This is a genomic window from Nocardia sienata NBRC 100364 (genome assembly GCF_001613205.1).
GTDB lineage: Bacteria > Actinomycetota > Actinomycetes > Mycobacteriales > Mycobacteriaceae > Nocardia > Nocardia sienata.
The window spans coordinates 59,925-75,577 of the sequence record NZ_BDBX01000044.1 but is presented as its reverse complement, the minus strand read 5'-3'; the positions used below and the strand labels follow the sequence as shown (position 1 = coordinate 75,577).

The window sequence follows — 15,653 nt, the reverse complement described above, 5'->3', positions numbered from 1 at the left end:
GGCGCCTGTTGCCGAAGCCGACGACCTCGCGCCGCCCGTCCGGGGACGCGGTCAACGGCTACGACATCCTCGACGCCGTCGCCGCCCTTCCGATCAGTACCTGGCGCTACGAATGGGAACCCGCCCATATCCGTCATCTGGGGCCGATGGCCCAGGACTGGATGGCCGCCTTCGGACTCGGCGACAACGACGAGGTGATCCACGCGGGTGACGCCAACGGGGTGGCACTGGTCTGTATCCAAGCCTTGCGGCGTGAGGTTTCGGAACTGCGGGCCGAGGTGCAGCGGCTGCGCGGCGATGTGGTCGCCGCCGATGCCGAAGCCGGCCCGGCAGGCTCCGCCTGAACGGTGCCCGGCCCGCGACGTCGACGCGCAAGGCGCTGAACCCGTTCTCCAAGCGTCGCCACCAGGCCTGGGGAACATTCGTCCTGGACCGTCCCGAGCCGGCTGTTCGACAGTGGGCCCGCGCCGGCGGATATTCCGGTGCGATGCCACGAATACTCCGGGAGGGAAGAGAGTCGATGGCGGCCGGGATCCTGTGGTGGGCGGCGACCGCCGCGGGCCGCCCACTGGGACGAGCCGATCGGGGCGCGCGGCCACGAGATCGTCGCCGCGTACACGCCGGCGTTCCTCGACCGGTTCCTGTCAGGAGGACACTCGGCGCTGCCGGACGGTCCGGCCCCGTGCAGTGAGGTCCGCGTCGAGCGCCGATGACGCACCGGCCGGATCGCCGGTGGGCCGCCGCCGGACGCCGCCGACGTGGGCGGGCGGTACCCTCGGTTGTGCCGTCCTCGATTTCCGCATCGGCTACGGCGAATAGGCGGGGGGGCGGACCGCGCGGACCATAGAATTCCCAGGGTGCGCACGGGTTTCGGGACGTGCACGGGAATCGGCGCTGCGGCACCGCAGTTCACGGCCTAGAATCGTACCCAGAACTTCTCGTGGTTAAACCAGCCTTCCGGCTGGACCGGGCCCGCGGGCAGGTAGGAGAGCGTCAGTGGACCTCGAAGAAGCACGCCGCTTCGCGGCGGGGGTGTGGGGTAGAGCGGATCTGACACGTACAGAGCGCTTGGCAGCCGTCAAAGCGGACGCGCACGCCCGTGGTAAGGAGCCGTTCGATCTGGGTCGGCTCGAAGCGCTGTGCGATACGAGTCATGAGGGTCGCATGGACCCGATGTCCTGGCGGCAGCGCCGGTTCGAACTGATCTACTACAGCCATCCCGAGATGATGTGCATCGAGGATCTCGCCGCCTACGTCACGATGACCCAGGGGTGGAGTCCGGCGATTCGCCCGGTCGATTAGGTCCGCCGCCGCCGGCGCTCATTCACCCGCCATCCGGCCGGAGACCGCCCAGAAGTCGGCATTCGAGTCCTTCGCCGCGTTCGATGATCCCGGCTCGGGGGCGGGTCCGGAACCGTTCCCGTATCCGGGTGTCGAACCCTTTGGCCAGGCACTCACCGGGCACGACGCATCATCGATCTCCAGCTGCTCGGCGAGGTGGGCCACGCGCTTCGCTCGAAGGCCGCACGCACAACATACTTCGACGGGCTACTTCTGGCCTGCCCGGCGGGGTGCATCGGAATCGGCTCGCGTGGCATGGAAATCGGCCGCTGGTAGCGGTGTTCCAGATGGCGGATGGTGGCGATTCCATTCTGTCGGTGCCGAAGCGAGGATGAGCTCCAGCGTTGCACGGAGGGCATCGACTTCTGTTGTCCCGATGCGGCTGACGAGCCACCGATCGAACATGTCCACGGCAGTCGCAGCCGCCTCTACTGCTTCCTCACCTTTTTTCGTAAGCCGCACAAGCCGAGCGCGTCGGTCATCGGGATCGGCGACGACCTCCAGGTAGCCGGCTCGCTCCAATCTCCCCACTTGTTCGGCCATCGCCTGCTTTGTCATATGCGTCCGCTGGGCGAGGACGCCCGCACGCGTTCCGGCGCCGTCGACAGCCAGGAAGATCTGCGCTTGCGCGGCACGCACCTCGGCAAAGCCGAGACTGGCGAGAAGGTCGTCGAGCTGGCCGCCGAGCCGATGTGCCGCGGCGGACATGAGGCTACCCAGTGGAAGTGGGCGATCCCGGAATGGATTAGTCAGGTCCTTGACCAACACTCTGGTCCCTTCTAGTCTGGCGACAGCTTTAGTCAAGCACATGACCAATTGGAGAATATCGTGGAGTTCATGGATCGCGCCCGCGGCTGGGGCGGCGTTGCCTGGGTAGCGATCGGGCTGGCGCTCTGGGGTACCTGGCTCGCCCGAGGGAACCCTATCGGCCGGGTGGTTGTCCTCATCACAGTAGCGGCCGCGCTGTCCGCGGCCGCTTTCACCGCGAGAAACGCGCGGCTGACGTGGTGGAGCGGACGGGTCCTCGCCGTCCTGCTCGGACTCGAACTGGTGGCCGCCGTTGCCGACCGTTTCGGCCTGGTCGGACCCACCGGCGCGCCAGGCGTGTCGTGGGGATCCTGGTCGGAATTCGTGATGAACACCCAAGCCCTGCTGCCGTGGTGGCCGCGGCCCGCGATCCCTGCGGCCCTCGCGACCGCTCTCGAAGCAGGACTGGGCGCAGCACTGATCGCCGGGCCGGGGTGGCGGTGGTGCGGCAAGGCAGTCGCGGGGTTGTTCGCTGTGTACACGCTGGCGATGCTGACCAGCGGTGCCACCGGTGACATCCTGCGCTATTCGATGGCCGTCCACATCGGCGCAGCACTGCTCGTCTCATCCCGGGCGGGATGGGACTCGTCCCGCGCCGGCCACACGCCCGATCGGGAGAGCCGAACACGAACGGGAGCACGATGACGACCGAGCCCATACCCACCGACCGCGGTCCGGTCGGCTCCGGGCAGGCGTGGGCGCGCATGTTCGCTCGGCCGTTGTGCTCGTGCCGAATGGTCAGACGACGCTCGCGTGCCCGACGATGATGTCGCCGTAGGAATTGCGCGCGTACACCCGCACGATGTCCCCGTTGCTCGCCGCCGGATCGACCGGTTGTATCCGGTTCTGTACCGTGCCGTGCAGAGCGCCCGCCTCCAGCCAGGCCGCGCTGCCCGGGCCGATACCCACTTCGAGTTCGCCCATGGATGTCTCCAACCGCAGTTCCCCGCGCACTGCCTCGCCGATGCGGATATCGCCCTTGGCGGTTTTCGCGGTCACCGAATCGGTCGGGCGCTCGACGACGATATCGCCGGCGGCCACCTCCAGATCGCATCGGCCGAGTTCGCCGGTGCCCACCAACCGGCCCACCGCGGCGGTGCCCTTCCACCGGGAGCCCGTGGGCACCTCGATGGTCACCACGATCGACGGATTGCCGCCGAACGGGGTGTAGGTCCGCCAATCCCGCGGGGTGATCACGCTCAGGGCGCCGGCCGTGAAATCGACCCGGGTCTGTTCGGCGGCGCGGATATCGCCTTTCTTGGACTCGTCGGCCGGCCGGATCGTGACCACGGTGTCGGTGCGGTCGGCGGCGGCGACCGTGACTTCGCCGCAGAGTACTTCGACGGTGACGACGATCGGTTCCGGCGTCTCGAATGTGGGCATGGCAGTGCTCCTTTGCGTGCGAGAGAGTTATGTGTGTGCCGATCGCGCGATCGGCGGGTGGTCTACCGGGCCGTTCAGGACCAGGTGACCGGCAGTTCGTGGACGCCGTAGATGTTCATATCGGTCCGCAGCGGTACTTCCCCGGCGGGCACGGCGAGCCGCAGGGTCGGGAAGCGGCGCAGCAGTCCGGCGAAACCGGCGCGCATCTCCACCCGGGCCAGTTGCTGGCCCAGGCACTGGTGCACGCCGTGCCCGAAGGACACGTGCCCGCGGGCCTTGCGGTGGATGTCGAGGGTGTCCGGGTCGTCGAAACGCCGGGGATCATGGTTGGCGGCCAGCAGCGAGACCACCACGGTGGATCCCGCGGGAATGGTCTCCCCGCCGAGTTCGAGATCCTCGGTGGCGTAGCGGTAGAAGATATCGGCGACCGACAGGTAGCGCATGAGTTCTTCGACCGCGTCCGGCATCAGGTCCGGGTCCGCGCGCAGTTCGGCCAGCTGCTCCGGGTTCTCCAGCAGCGCGAAGGTGCCCAGCGCCAGCATGTTCGCGGTGGTCTCGTGGCCGGCGAGCAGCAGCAGGAAGGAGATGCCGGTCAGTTCCTCGATGGAGAGGTCCGCGTCGCGGGCGAGGTCGGACAGGATGTCCTCGCCGGGCTCGGCGCGTTTGGCCGTCACCAGTTCGGCCAGGTAGCCCATCATCGCGCCGTAGGCACCCATCTTCTCCTCCAGCGGCTGGTCCCGCAGCAGGAACTTGGCGGAGTTGGTCTGGAAGGTCTCGCGGTCGGCGTAGGGGACGCCGAGCAGTTCGCAGATCACCAGCGAGGGCACCGGCAGCGCGAAGGCCCGCACCAGATCGACCGGCGGGGTCAGGGCCGCCATCTCATCGAGTTGCCGCTCCACGACCTCGGCGATGTGCTCTTCGAGTTGTTTCATGCGCCGGACGGTGAAAGCGCCGATGAGCTTGCGCCGCAGCCGGGTGTGGTCCGGCGGGTCCATGGCGACGAACAGTCCCGGGATCTGCGGCGAGGGTTCGGTTTGAGCGGGCATATCGGGATTCGCGTCCAGCGCGTGCACAATGCCGATGTCCTGGCGGGAGCTGAAGCGGGTATCGGCCAGGAGCGCGCGGACCTCCTCATATCCGGTGACCAGCCAGCCGGCGTGCCCGTCGGGGAAGATCAGTGGACTCACCGGGCGCGCCTCGCGCAGCCGGGTGATCTCCCGGGGCGGAACGAAGGGGCCGGCATCACGTGCGGTGGGGAGACCATGCGGGACGGAGGCGGTGTCGCTCATCGTATTTCCTGTCGTTCGAGGTCCCGGGGCTGCGCGGGACAAGGGTGATCGGTGGGGTGGGTGTTCGGGGCGGGGGCTCCGGTGAGCCGGGACGTGCCGTCGCCGTCAGTCGCCGGTGTGCCGGTCCGGCGGTGCGGACGCCCGGCCGAGCAGAGTGATCGCCGCCGCCGGGCAGTTGTGGGCGGCTTCGTGGGCGGCGGAGTGGTGTGCGGCCGGGGGCACGGGGTCGCGGAGCAGCACCCGGCCGTCGGCGTCGTCCTGGTCGAACAACTCCGGAGCGAGTAGTGCGCACATACCGGCGCCGATGCAGCGTTCCCGGTCGACCGCGAGTTCCATGGTTACTCCCTCCCGCCGGGCCACGGGGCTGTCCGGGCCCGTGGTCGCTTTTGCCCATCTGGTCATGGGAGAACTGTCGCCGGGCCCGCTGATACCGGCCTGATACCACGCTGACATACCCACTGATGTGGTATCGGCGCTGCTCAGAGCGGTGATATTCACTCTCGGAGAGACCGTGCGACTCGCTGCGGCAGAATGGTCCGGTGCAGATCGCGTTGCTTGGACCGCTCGACATCCGAGCAGACGACGGGGGATCCATCGAGGTACCGGGCGTCCGGTTACGGGCGCTGCTGATCGCCCTCGCCCTGGAAACCGGCCGCCCGGTCCCGCGGACCACCCTGGTCGACTGGATCTGGGGTGAGCAGCCGCCCGCCGATGCCGCGAACGCCCTGCAGGCGCTGGTCTCCCGGCTGCGCCGGCTGCTCCCGGGCGGATCGCTCGAGGGGCAGGCGGGCGGATACCGGCTCACCGTGCGCCCCGGCGCGGTCGACGCGGTGCGGTTCGAGCAGCTCCTCGACGAGGCCCGCGGCGGGGACGACGCGCAGCGGGCCCGGCTGCTGCGCGAGGCACTCGGCCTGTGGCGCGGTGCGCCGATGCAGGACGTGGAAGTACGCGACAACGAGGCCGTGGACGCGGTGCTCACCCGGCTCGAGGGGCTGCGCCTGGCCGCGACCGAGGACCTGTACGAATCGGAGACCCGCCTCGGCCGGGCCGCGGAGCAGGTGAGCGAGCTGACCGAGCTGGTGGCCCGGTATCCGGTGCGGGAACGGCTCGTCGCGGCGCTGATGCGCGCGCTCGGCGCCGCGGGCCGTGGATCCGAGGCGCTGGTGGTGTATCAAGATGCGCGGGAGGCGCTCGCCGACACGCTGGGAGTGGATCCTTCCCCGGAACTGTCCGAACTGCACGTCGCGCTGTTGCGCGGCGAGGTGGGCCCGGAGAACACCGGGCGCCGGACCAATCTGCGTGCCGAACTCACCGGATACATCGGCAAATACGCCGATATCGCCGCCGTACGCGACCTCATCGCCAATCATCGGCTCACCACTCTGACCGGTCCCGGGGGTTCGGGAAAGACCAGGCTCGCGGTGGAAACCGCGCAGACCCTGCTCGACGATCTCCCCGACGGCGCCTGGCTGGTCGAATTGGCGTCCGTGGAGGCGAACGGTGACGTGGCGCAATCGGCGATCGCCGCGCTCGGCCTGCGCGACGCGCTGCTCGGCGGCGCCCCGAACGCCGAACCGATCGAACGGTTCGTCGCGGCGGTGCGTGACCGCGAGACGCTGGTGATCCTGGACAACTGTGAGCATGTCATCGACGCGGTGGCGGTGTTCGCCCACCGGGTCCTGGGGGAGTGCCGGCGACTGCGGATCCTCGCCACCAGCCGGGAACCGCTCGGTATCACCGGCGAGGCACTGTGGCAGGTCGAGCCGCTGGCGCTACCCGCCGCGCACGCGGACCCCGGCGAGATCGCCGCGTCCCCGGCGGTGCAACTGCTGCGGGACCGCGCCGGAGCGGTGCGCCAGGATCTCGCCGCCGACCCCCGCGCCCTGGCGACCATGGGCCGCGTCTGCCGTGCCCTCGACGGGATACCGCTGGCGATCGAACTGGCCGCCGCCAGATTGCGCACCATGTCCCTCGACCAGCTCGCCGACCGCCTCGACGACCGGTTCCGGCTGCTCACCGGCGGCAGCCGCACCGCGATCCGGCAGCACCGGACTTTGCGTGCGGTGGTCGACTGGAGCTGGGAGCTGCTCACCGACGCGGAACGGACGGTGCTGCGCCGGCTCGCGGTGTTCGCCGGCGGCGCGAGTCTGGCGGCGGCGGAACAGGTGTGCGCGGACCCCGGCGCCGGCCCGGACTCGGGGGTCGAGCAGTGGGAGGTGCTCGAACTGCTCACCGCGCTCACCGAGAAATCGCTCCTGCTCACCGCGGCGGAGACCGAGCCGCGCTACCGGATGCTCGACACGATCCGGCAGTACGCCCGCGACCGGCTGGCGGAGTCCGGCGAGACGGACGCGGCGCGCCGAGCGCATCTGGCCTATTTCACCGATCTCGCCGCGACCGCGGAACCGCATCTGCGCCGCGCCGAACAGCTGGAATGGCTCGCGGTGCTGGGGGCCGAGCACGACAATATCGCTGTCGCGATGCGCGGCGCGCTCGCGGCCGGCGATACGACCGGGGCGCTGCGGCTCGCCGCGGCCGCCGGCTGGTACTGGTGGCTCGGCGGGTACAAGTCCGAAGGTCTGGAGTTCCTCTCCGCGGTCGCGGACGCGCCCGCCGACGTGGACGACGAGACCCGCGCCATGGTGTACGCGCTGGTCGTGCATTTCCTGAGTTCCGGACGCAACGACGCGAACCAGGTCGGGGAATGGATCCGCAAGGCCCACCGCGTCGGCCGCGATGTGCGGGCCGGGCATCCGGCGGTGGCGTTCATCGGCGCGCTGGAACGTGTGCTGCACGGCCCGGAAGCGTTGCCGGCCGCGTTCGAACCGCTGCTCACCGCCGCCGACCCCTGGGTGCGTGCGCTGGCCCGGTTGCAGATGGGCAAGATGCGCATCGTGCTGGGCCGGGACGGACCGGAAGTGGACCGCTATCTCGAGGGTGCGCTGGCCGAGTTCCGCGCCCTCGGTGAGCGGTGGGGGATGTCTTTCGCGCTGACCGAGGCGGCGAACCGACACGCCAGCCGCGGCGAATTCGCGGTGGCCTGTGAACTTTTCGAACAGGCGAATGCCGTGGTCACCGAGATCGGCTCGACCGAGGACATCGTCGGGCTGCTGTCGCGGCAGGCCCAGTTGTACTGGCTGGCGGGTGATACCGAGGCGAGCGCGGCCGCGCTGGCCGAGGCGCAGCGGTGCGCGGACCGGGTCGCCTGGCCGGTGGCGCTGGCCGAACTGGCGCTGGCGAAAGCGGAGCTGGCCCGCTGGCGCGGTGCGGCCGACGAGGCGCGCGAGCAGATCCGGGTCGCGACAACCCTGTTGGGCAGCGAAGCCGAGACGCCCCATCTCGCCGCCATGATCCACACCATGCTGGGGTACCTCGCCACCGATCCGGAACAGGCCCGGTCCCACCACGGCACCGCCTTCCGGGCGGCGGCCGAGGCGGGACATTCAGTTCTGGTCGCCCAGGTGATCGTCGGGATCGCGGATCTCGCGCTGCGCGCCGACCACGCTCTCGAGGCCGCGCGGCTGCTCGCGGCGAGTACCGCCGTGCACGGGACGCCCGATCGCTCCCAGCCGGACGCGGTTCGGATCGAGCGGACGGTACGAGATCGCCTCGGTGAAGCGGACTTCACCGAGGCGATGCGGGAGGGCGCGGAAGCGGACTGGCGGGAACTGGCCGCCGTCACGCTCGCTTGTTGAACGTGGCCCGCGACCACACGTATCCGACGAGGGCGAACCCGGCGCACCAGGCGAGCGCCGCGGCCGTGTAACCGCCGGAGGGGTGACCGGCCAGGAACCCGCGCAGTGCTTCGATGATCGGCGTGAACGGCTGGTACTGGGCGAACTGCCGCACCCCCTGGCCCATCTTCTCGGCCGGCACGATCGCGGTGCTCACGAAGGGCAGCATGATCAGCGGCACCACGCCCATACCGGCGGACTCCGGGGTTTTCGCCGCCATACCGAGCGCGACCGTGAGCCAGGCGGCGGCGAACGAGGTCGCCGCCAGGATGCCGAGGGCGCCCAGCCAGTGCAGCCCCGTGGCCGGTGGCCGGAAGCCCAGCGCGAACGCCACCGCGAGGATGGCCACTACGGCGACCGCATTGGTCAGGATGGTGGCCACGACATGGCCGGTGAGGACGGCGCTGCGGGACACATCCATCACCTTGAACCGGTTGATGATGCCCTTCGACATATCCGAGCTCACCGCCACCGCGGTGCCCGACAATCCGTAGCTGATGGCCAGCAGCAGCATGCCCGGCGTCGCGTAGTCGATGTACTCGCCGCCGACGTCGAAGGCGCTGCCGAACACGTACACGAAGATCAACATCATCACCACCGGCATGAAGGCCGCGTTGAAGATGGTGACCGGATTCCGGGTGGAGTGTTTGAAATTGAGCCGCAGCATGATCGACGAATCGGCCAGCGGTGCGGTGATGGTGCTCATGATGCGGTGACCTCCGTGGTCGCGTGGCCGGTGAGGGAAAGGAACACATCGTCGAGATCGGGTGTGTGGACGGAGACCTCGGCTGCCTCGAGCGCGGCATGGTCGAGCCGATCGAGCACCTGCCGCAATGATTTCGAGCCACCGTCACCGGGCACCCGCAGCGTCAGTGCCTCGTCGTCCCGGGTGGAACCCGGCAGTACCCGTTGCGCCGCGTCCAGTTCGCCGAGGTGGGTGAACCGGAGCCGGATATAGCTGCCGGGGACCTGGCGTTTGAGTTCGCCGGGCGTGCCCTCGGCGACGATGCGCCCCTGATCGAGCACCGCGATCCGGTCGGCCAGCTGATCGGCCTCCTCCAGATACTGGGTGGTGAGGAAGATCGTCACGCCCTGATCCGTCAGACCTCGCACGATCTCCCACATGGTGCGCCGGCTCCGCGGATCCAGCCCGGTGGTCGGCTCGTCCAGGAAGACGATCTCCGGCTTGGTGACCAGCGTCATCGCCAGATCCAGCTTCCGCCGCATACCGCCGGAATAGGTCGCCGCCCGTTTCCGCGCCGACTCCGTCAAGTCGAACCGGTCCAGTAGTTCGGTGACCACCCGCTTGCGCCCGTCACCTCGGAGCCGATGGATATCGGCCATCAGCTCCAGGTTCTCTTCCCCGGTGAGTAGATCGTCCACCGCGGCGAACTGCCCGGTGACCCCGATCGCCGCCCGTACCGCCTTGGTCTCGGTCGCGATATCGTGCCCGGCGACCCGCGCGGTGCCGCCGTCGGCCTTCAACAGGGTGGTCAGCACGTTCACCGTGGTCGTCTTGCCGGCCCCGTTGGGACCGAGCAGGGAGAAGATCGTGCCGGCACCGATGTTCAGATCGATACCGTCGAGGACGGTTCTGTCCCCGTACGCCTTCCGCAGCCCCGAGGCCGCGATTGCCGAATTGCTCATGGGAAGTACTGTCGGCGCGGCGGCTGATATCGCCCTGATGCCGAGCTGACACGGCCATGACACGGGGTCCCGGGTGACGGGCAGGGCCGTCCACTACGCCGGGGCGTATCCGGTGAACTCCTGGGCGGTCACCGTGACCATATGTCCGCCCATCGCCCGCACCGCCGTGCGGAAGGCGGGCCTGCCACTGGGCGGCAACGGCATCGACCAGGAAACCGCACCGTCGCCGGCGGCGATCGCGTGCACGGTGGTGCCGTCGGACAGGATGAGGTGGCTCGCGTCGGTGATGCCGTCGTAGCGCAGCGTGTTCGAGAACGGCGTCGGCAGCGCCCAGACCCGGTGCCCGTCGGTGAGGTCGAGGCCGATCAACTCCGCTCCACCGGGCGACCGGACGATCACGGTATCGGCCACCACTCCTTCCACCGCGCTCGAGCGACCGGTGGGCTCGTCGATGCCGATCTGCGCGTTCGTCCACAGAACCCGGCCCGAGCTCCGCTCGTAGGCGCTCTCGCCGGTGAGGATCGGCGGCGGTGTCGCGGTCGCGGTCGGATACCACTCGAGGATGGAACTCGCCTTGCCGACCTCGGTGATAGGCCGGCCGCTGCGTTCGAGCAGCGCGACCCGCCCCGCGCTCCCGCCGCGCTCGATCACCTGCGACGCGATGAGGCCGCCGTCGAAGGTGTAGGCGACGGGACCGGTGAACAGCGGCTCGCCGGAGTGCAGATCGTAGACGCGAACGCTGTGGTCGTGCCCGTCGAGAAAGTAGTTCTGGGCGGTCCCGTCGATCCGCGGGGTCACCGGGTCGCCGGCGACAGGCGTCGGATAGGTCCGCCGCCAGATCGCGTCGATATCGGATACCGTGCCGCGAGTCACGACCGCCGTCATCCAGTCCTCGGTCCGGCCGGTCACCGCTACGACACCGTCACGGACCGCGACATCCGTGACCTCGAAGTCGGTCGGATGGTCCCCGAGTATCGCGCCCGTGGCCGCGTCGACTATCACCACTCGATGCGTGCCGTGACACGCGAGCCTTCCGCCGGACACCCGCTCCCGGCAGCCGTCGAGTTCGCCCACATCGGTCGTCCACAGCACGTGACCGGTATCCGGATCGATGCCGTGCATCCGAACCGGACCGACAGTCGCCCCGGAATTCTCGCCCGCTCCCGGCCCGCCGGGCACCGCGGTCGCCGCGACGATCACCGTCCCGGCATCCATCGGCGCCCCGTAGCCGTAATAGCTGTGCAGGGTCTGCGGCGCCGCCAGCAGTACCGCGCCGGGCTCGTCGGACAGGTCGGCAGCCCGCAGAGTCCACTTCGGCACCGGAGCGGAGTCGAGCCGTGCCGAGACCAGGAAACGACCGGCGAGCACGGCGGCCTCCGGCGGCTCATCCGGTGACCGCCCCACCCATACGACCACCGCGACGCCCATCGCCACCACGAGCAGCACCGAGATCCAGATCTTGCGTGTTCCCCGGTCGATCGGCCACCTCGTAGCCTTGTTCATCGGGCGGTCTCCTTCATACAGCCGAACAGAACGGGCTGTGCGAACAGGTAACGTATCAGCGGCTTCGGCGGAATGGGGAACAGCGACTCGATACCGTTGATTCGTTCCGGGCCTTCGCAACCCGCGACAGGTGTGCCGAGCCCCGTCGCTGGCAGCTCGCCGAAATCGTTATCTCCGAAACGTTTCGGTACCGTTCCGATCGCGGTCGCGTGGGCCGCCGGATCCGGACCGGTAGGAGTGCCGGAGCGGACGACGAGCTCGGCGCCCACCACCAGCGCGAGGAGGAGTCCGCGCCGAGATACGACCAGGACGTCGCGACGTTTCTCGCGGGTCCGAGCGGCCGGTGCGACCAGTGACGCCGGGACCAGTGAGTGCGGTCATCAGCGTGCCGAGGGACGCGAAGTGGGCTGGAAGAGGAAGGACACGGCTTCGGTGAGCGGTTTGCGCTGGGTTTTCTGTACCGCCGCGATGCGCCACTGCCCACCGGTCTCGCGGACGATGGTGTAGGTGGCGAGTTTTCGCAGTTTCCGGGGGTGGCGTTTACCGGATTCGCCACGGGTCACGACGACAGCGATATCGGGCCCGTACCGCCGGATCTCGACGATGTCGAGGCGCAGGCGGGTGTCCTTCAGGAAGCTGTCGAACAGGACCTGATGGGCGCGGCCGATCTCCGCGCCGCCGCGGTAGACGGTGCCGGCATAGGTGACATCGGTGGCGTCGGCGGTGAAGCAGGCGCCGTACGCGGTGCCGTCGCCGCGATCCCACGCGTCGCGGCTGCGTTCGATCAGGGCACGAATGGCGAGTGTGTCGGTGTCGACGTTCATCGCTCGGCCTCCGGTTCGGTCGCCGGGTCGAACAGGAAAGAGAGGCGTTCCATCAACGTCCGGCGCTGCGTGTTGTGGAAGGCGGCGATCCGCCATGTGCGGTCGGTCTCCCGTACCAGCGTGTAGGTCTGTGTCTTCGACAGTTCCGTCGGACGGTCGCCCTCGTATCGGTCGCCGCGGCTGGTGACTATCGCTACATCGGTTCCGTAGAAGCGCGCGCCGAGGAAGGAGTCGGCTAGTTCGGTGTCCTTCAGGAATCCGGAGAACAGAGCTCGATGTGCCTCGGTGAGATCACGGCGACCCGTGTAGTGGGTGCCGAGAAAGGTCGTGTAGGTGGCGTTCTCGGTGAAGGCCGCACCATAGGCGTCGGCGTCGCCGCGACCCCAGGCCGCAGTCAGTGCGCCGATGGTGTCGCACACTTCCCGCAGGTCCTGCGCGCTACCACCGTCGGGCGTCACGCTCGTGCACTCGGCGACTCCGGTATCGCGGATATCGGAGGTCCGGTCCAGCCAGATATATCCGCCGCCCGCGGCGATGCCGAGGGTCAGCGCGGTGGCTCCGAGAACGCGTACGACCGTGCGGCGGCGTGAGCCGCGAGTCGTAGTAGGTGCGGTATCGCGGGTTGTCTTGGTCATGGTGCACCCCGTCCGTGTTATTCTCTGCTTATAAGACTCTTCTTCTTGAAGGAAGAAGTTTTGTTGAAGAAGAAGCTAGAGGGAGGTCGCGGACTTGTCAACGGATGCGCACAACACCGACCCCGGCCTGGTGTTCAGGCGCTACCTGAGTTCGGTGGTGCTCCATGCGCAGGCCGGCGCCAAGGCGGTCGGGCTGGGAGCGTCGGATCTGTACGCGCTCAACGTTCTGGAGCTGAGCGGCGCCATGACCCCCGGCGAACTCGGCGCGCGGACCGGTTTGACCACCGGGCCCACCACCCGCCTGATCGACCGGCTCGAACAGGCCGGTTACGTACGCCGCGGCCCCGACCCCGGCGACCGCCGAAAGGTCGTGGTAGAGCCGATCGATCGGCCCGCCGATCTCGATCGGGTGCTGGCCCCCGCCCGGCGTGAGATCGGGAACATCATCGAGAGTTATCCGTCCGAGCAGCGCGAACTACTGTTCGACTATTTCTCCCGCGCCGCCGACGCCTACCGTCGGGCCGCGGAGGAGATCGGGGGAGCGGCCGGGGACTGAGCGGGGGCTGCGAAACCGGCGGGCCGGTGGCCCGATTCAGCGCGCGGCGGCTATCACCGCGGCGAGGCCGTTCGGGGTCATGAGAGCGGCCGCGTCGGTGACCTGCTCGCCGTTCACGGTGACGGTCGGGGTGGAGTTCACGCCGCTGTTCAGCACCTCGTCGGTCTTCGTGCGCAGATAGGTGTCGTACTCGCGGTCGGTGATGCACTGGGCCACCGCGGGATCGGTGTAGCCGGCGGATTCCGCGATATCGATCAACGCGCTGTCGGGCAGGCCGGCACCGCCCTCTTCGGGCTGTCGGGTGAACATATCGGAAAGCCAGGCCTGATAGTCGTCCACACCGGAATTCGCGACGCAGAATGCCGCATTGCCCGCCCGGGAGGAGTACTCGGTTGTGCTGGCGCGGTCCAGGAAGGTGATGACGCTGTATTCGACCGCCGCGGTGCCGTCGCGCACGGCGTCCTCCAGCACCTTGCCGTTGGCCTCCTCGAATGCCTTGCAGGCGGGGCACTGCAGGTCCATGACGACGCGGACGGTCACCTTCGCGCCGGGTTCGCCGATCCGGACCGCGCCGTCGGCCAGCACATGCGCCGGAGCCGAATCGCCGGCCGTCGCTGTCGGGGTGCCGGGAATCTCCTCTGCCGCAGCACTTCGCGCCAGCAGTCCGATACCGATCGCGGCGGCGGCCACCAGCAACACCACGAAGGGGGTCGCGATCACGAGAAGCCGGCGATTCGATCCCTGGTTCTGCGGGGGCGGCCACCCGCCGGGGTAGGTGCTCAATTCGTGCGCTCCCGTTCGCCGGACATTGCTCCATCAGCCTAGTCGGCGCCGGCCGGGTCGGGTGAGATGCTTCCGTGGAGCGGCTCGGTTCCGAGTCGTGGCCCGGCGAACCGGTGGGGTCACCGAGGACGGAGAGACGGATGACGAAACGGATACTGGTCACCGGCGGTACCGGCCGACTCGGGCGCGTATTCGTGCCCCGGTTGCTCGCCGCCGGCCATGATGTGCGGGTCCTGACCCGTTCCGAACGCGCACCGACGGCCCATCGGTGGGCGGTGGGGGACCTGAGCACCGGAGCCGGGCTGGGCGAGGCGCTCAGCGGTATCGAGGTGATCGTCCACTTGGCCACCACCAACGGCCGCGGTGACATCACCACGACCCGTGCGCTGGTCGAGGCCGCGCAGGCCGTCGGCCGCCCACATCTGGTGTACCTGTCGATCGTCGGTATCGACCACCACGCACTCGGCTATTACCGCGCGAAAGTGGAGTGCGAAGCTCTGATCGAGCGGTCGGAGCTGCCGTGGACAATTCTGCGCGCCACCCAATTCCACAACCTGATCGCCGAGATATGCGACTACCAGCGGTTGTTACCGCTCCTCGCGATGCCGTCCAAGGTGAGTTTCCAACCGGTCGATGTCACCGAGGTGGCCGATCGCCTCGCCACATTGGCAGCGGGTGCCGCGAGCGGCCGGGTACCCGACCTGGGCGGACCGGAGATACGCGCCGCGACCGACCTGGCCCGGGCGTACCTGCGAGCCGCCGGGCGCCGCAGACCGGTACTGGCGGTTCCGTTGCCCGGTAAAGCGATGCGCGACTTCCGCGCCGGGCTCCAGCTCGCTCCGGACCACAGGGACGGACGGATCACTTTCGAAGAGTTCCTCGCCGCGCGCCGCGAACAGGATCGGGGCCGCTGAGGTTCTCGCTGTTGTCCAGCCGGCGGACTGTTTCCGCTCGCCCTGCGGACGGCGTCGAGGCCCCGAGCCCGCGGGGAGCTGCGGTCAGGACCCGCGGTTTCACCGGTGCTACCGACGGCCAGGGCGCGACCCCGTACCGGCATCCGGCAGTGCCTCACGTTCGGCAGCGGTCGTGTCGGTTTCGTCCAAGACAATGGCGGCCGCTGTTCCTACGCTGACCTCAGGCCGAATCCGAGG

16 protein-coding genes are annotated in these 15,653 nt (G+C 69.0%); 6 read left to right on the top strand and 10 right to left on the bottom strand.

All coding sequences use genetic code 11. From position 1 onward, the window contains the following. The first annotated feature begins 8 nt into the window (after window positions 1–8). The gene (locus NS4_RS23120; RefSeq protein ID WP_157106189.1) at window positions 9–344 is read left to right on the top strand and encodes a tail fiber domain-containing protein; all 336 of its coding nucleotides are present in this window, start codon (window positions 9–11) and stop codon (window positions 342–344) included. Between the two features lie 652 nt (window positions 345–996). Further along, complete coding sequence (locus NS4_RS32370) at window positions 997–1,302, top strand: hypothetical protein (RefSeq protein ID WP_063125260.1); 306 nt, start codon at window positions 997–999, stop codon at window positions 1,300–1,302. 246 nt (window positions 1,303–1,548) lie between these two features. Here NS4_RS32370 and NS4_RS31650 read toward each other — a convergent pair whose 3' ends face one another. Next, the gene (locus tag NS4_RS31650) at window positions 1,549–2,049 is read right to left on the bottom strand and encodes a MarR family winged helix-turn-helix transcriptional regulator (RefSeq protein WP_169811804.1); all 501 of its coding nucleotides are present in this window, start codon (window positions 2,047–2,049) and stop codon (window positions 1,549–1,551) included. 120 nt (window positions 2,050–2,169) lie between these two features. Between NS4_RS31650 and NS4_RS23105 the strand changes: the two genes are divergently transcribed. Next, window positions 2,170–2,793: a hypothetical protein gene (locus tag NS4_RS23105; RefSeq protein WP_157106187.1), complete on the top strand. Its 624-nt coding sequence runs from the start codon at window positions 2,170–2,172 to the stop codon at window positions 2,791–2,793. Window positions 2,794–2,886: 93 nt separating this feature from the next. Here NS4_RS23105 and NS4_RS23100 read toward each other — a convergent pair whose 3' ends face one another. The 3 genes from NS4_RS23100 to NS4_RS23090 form a co-directional block, all read right to left on the bottom strand. Beyond that, window positions 2,887–3,531 carry a DUF4097 family beta strand repeat-containing protein gene (locus NS4_RS23100; protein ID WP_063061595.1) on the bottom strand — a complete coding sequence of 215 codons (645 nt, stop codon included), beginning with the start codon at window positions 3,529–3,531 and terminating at the stop codon, window positions 2,887–2,889. 74 nt (window positions 3,532–3,605) lie between these two features. Continuing rightward, window positions 3,606–4,820 carry a cytochrome P450 gene (locus tag NS4_RS23095; protein ID WP_063061594.1) on the bottom strand — a complete coding sequence of 405 codons (1,215 nt, stop codon included), beginning with the start codon at window positions 4,818–4,820 and terminating at the stop codon, window positions 3,606–3,608. A gap of 105 nt (window positions 4,821–4,925) precedes the next feature. Further along, entirely contained in the window at window positions 4,926–5,222 is a 297-nt protein-coding gene (locus NS4_RS23090) for a ferredoxin (RefSeq protein WP_245665628.1), read from the bottom strand. Between the two features lie 137 nt (window positions 5,223–5,359). On the opposite strand from NS4_RS23090, the gene NS4_RS23085 reads away from it, so the two are divergent. Next, the gene (locus NS4_RS23085; protein WP_063061592.1) at window positions 5,360–8,515 is read left to right on the top strand and encodes an ATP-binding protein; all 3,156 of its coding nucleotides are present in this window, start codon (window positions 5,360–5,362) and stop codon (window positions 8,513–8,515) included. Here NS4_RS23085 and NS4_RS23080 read toward each other — a convergent pair. From NS4_RS23080 to NS4_RS23055, 5 genes are all read right to left on the bottom strand, one after another. Beyond that, the gene (locus tag NS4_RS23080; RefSeq protein ID WP_063061591.1) at window positions 8,499–9,260 is read right to left on the bottom strand and encodes an ABC transporter permease; all 762 of its coding nucleotides are present in this window, start codon (window positions 9,258–9,260) and stop codon (window positions 8,499–8,501) included. The two genes, NS4_RS23085 and NS4_RS23080, sit on opposite strands and share 17 nt — an antisense overlap. After that, window positions 9,257–10,201 (bottom strand): ATP-binding cassette domain-containing protein, encoded by a 945-nt coding sequence (locus tag NS4_RS23075; protein WP_063061590.1) that lies wholly within the window; start codon window positions 10,199–10,201, stop codon window positions 9,257–9,259. Before NS4_RS23075 ends, NS4_RS23080 begins: the two co-directional genes overlap by 4 nt. A gap of 93 nt (window positions 10,202–10,294) precedes the next feature. Continuing rightward, window positions 10,295–11,704, bottom strand: a complete 1,410-nt coding sequence (locus NS4_RS23070; RefSeq protein ID WP_063061589.1) for an outer membrane protein assembly factor BamB family protein — start codon at window positions 11,702–11,704, stop codon at window positions 10,295–10,297. A 380-nt stretch (window positions 11,705–12,084) separates the two neighbouring features. Beyond that, complete coding sequence (locus tag NS4_RS23060) at window positions 12,085–12,528, bottom strand: SgcJ/EcaC family oxidoreductase (protein ID WP_063061587.1); 444 nt, start codon at window positions 12,526–12,528, stop codon at window positions 12,085–12,087. Further along, window positions 12,525–13,163: an SgcJ/EcaC family oxidoreductase gene (locus NS4_RS23055; RefSeq protein ID WP_084487618.1), complete on the bottom strand. Its 639-nt coding sequence runs from the start codon at window positions 13,161–13,163 to the stop codon at window positions 12,525–12,527. The genes NS4_RS23060 and NS4_RS23055 overlap by 4 nt, the downstream gene beginning before the upstream one ends. Before the next feature lie 94 nt (window positions 13,164–13,257). On the opposite strand from NS4_RS23055, the gene NS4_RS23050 reads away from it, so the two are divergent. After that, the gene (locus NS4_RS23050; protein WP_063061586.1) at window positions 13,258–13,719 is read left to right on the top strand and encodes a MarR family winged helix-turn-helix transcriptional regulator; all 462 of its coding nucleotides are present in this window, start codon (window positions 13,258–13,260) and stop codon (window positions 13,717–13,719) included. Window positions 13,720–13,755: 36 nt separating this feature from the next. Here the strand turns inward: NS4_RS23050 and NS4_RS23045 are convergent, their stop codons facing one another. Further along, complete coding sequence (locus NS4_RS23045) at window positions 13,756–14,502, bottom strand: DsbA family protein (RefSeq protein ID WP_063061585.1); 747 nt, start codon at window positions 14,500–14,502, stop codon at window positions 13,756–13,758. 140 nt (window positions 14,503–14,642) lie between these two features. Here NS4_RS23045 and NS4_RS23040 point away from each other — a divergent pair, with 140 nt between their 5' ends. Further along, a complete protein-coding gene (locus NS4_RS23040; RefSeq protein WP_063061584.1) occupies window positions 14,643–15,416 on the top strand; it encodes an SDR family oxidoreductase in 774 nt (257 codons plus the stop codon). The last annotated feature ends 237 nt before the right edge of the window (window positions 15,417–15,653 follow it).

Coding starts and splice junctions, on each gene's coding strand:
- NS4_RS23060 (WP_063061587.1), bottom strand. CDS start 12,528: ATGAACGTCGACACCGACACACTCGCCATTCGTGCCCTGATCGAACGC.
- NS4_RS23095 (WP_063061594.1), bottom strand. CDS start 4,820: ATGAGCGACACCGCCTCCGTCCCGCATGGTCTCCCCACCGCACGTGAT.
- NS4_RS23090 (WP_245665628.1), bottom strand. CDS start 5,222: ATGACCAGATGGGCAAAAGCGACCACGGGCCCGGACAGCCCCGTGGCC.
- NS4_RS23100 (WP_063061595.1), bottom strand. CDS start 3,531: ATGCCCACATTCGAGACGCCGGAACCGATCGTCGTCACCGTCGAAGTA.
- NS4_RS31650 (WP_169811804.1), bottom strand. CDS start 2,049: ATGTCCGCCGCGGCACATCGGCTCGGCGGCCAGCTCGACGACCTTCTC.
- NS4_RS23040 (WP_063061584.1), top strand. CDS start 14,643: ATGACGAAACGGATACTGGTCACCGGCGGTACCGGCCGACTCGGGCGC.
- NS4_RS23055 (WP_084487618.1), bottom strand. CDS start 13,163: ATGACCAAGACAACCCGCGATACCGCACCTACTACGACTCGCGGCTCA.
- NS4_RS23080 (WP_063061591.1), bottom strand. CDS start 9,260: ATGAGCACCATCACCGCACCGCTGGCCGATTCGTCGATCATGCTGCGG.
- NS4_RS23070 (WP_063061589.1), bottom strand. CDS start 11,704: ATGAACAAGGCTACGAGGTGGCCGATCGACCGGGGAACACGCAAGATC.
- NS4_RS23075 (WP_063061590.1), bottom strand. CDS start 10,201: ATGAGCAATTCGGCAATCGCGGCCTCGGGGCTGCGGAAGGCGTACGGG.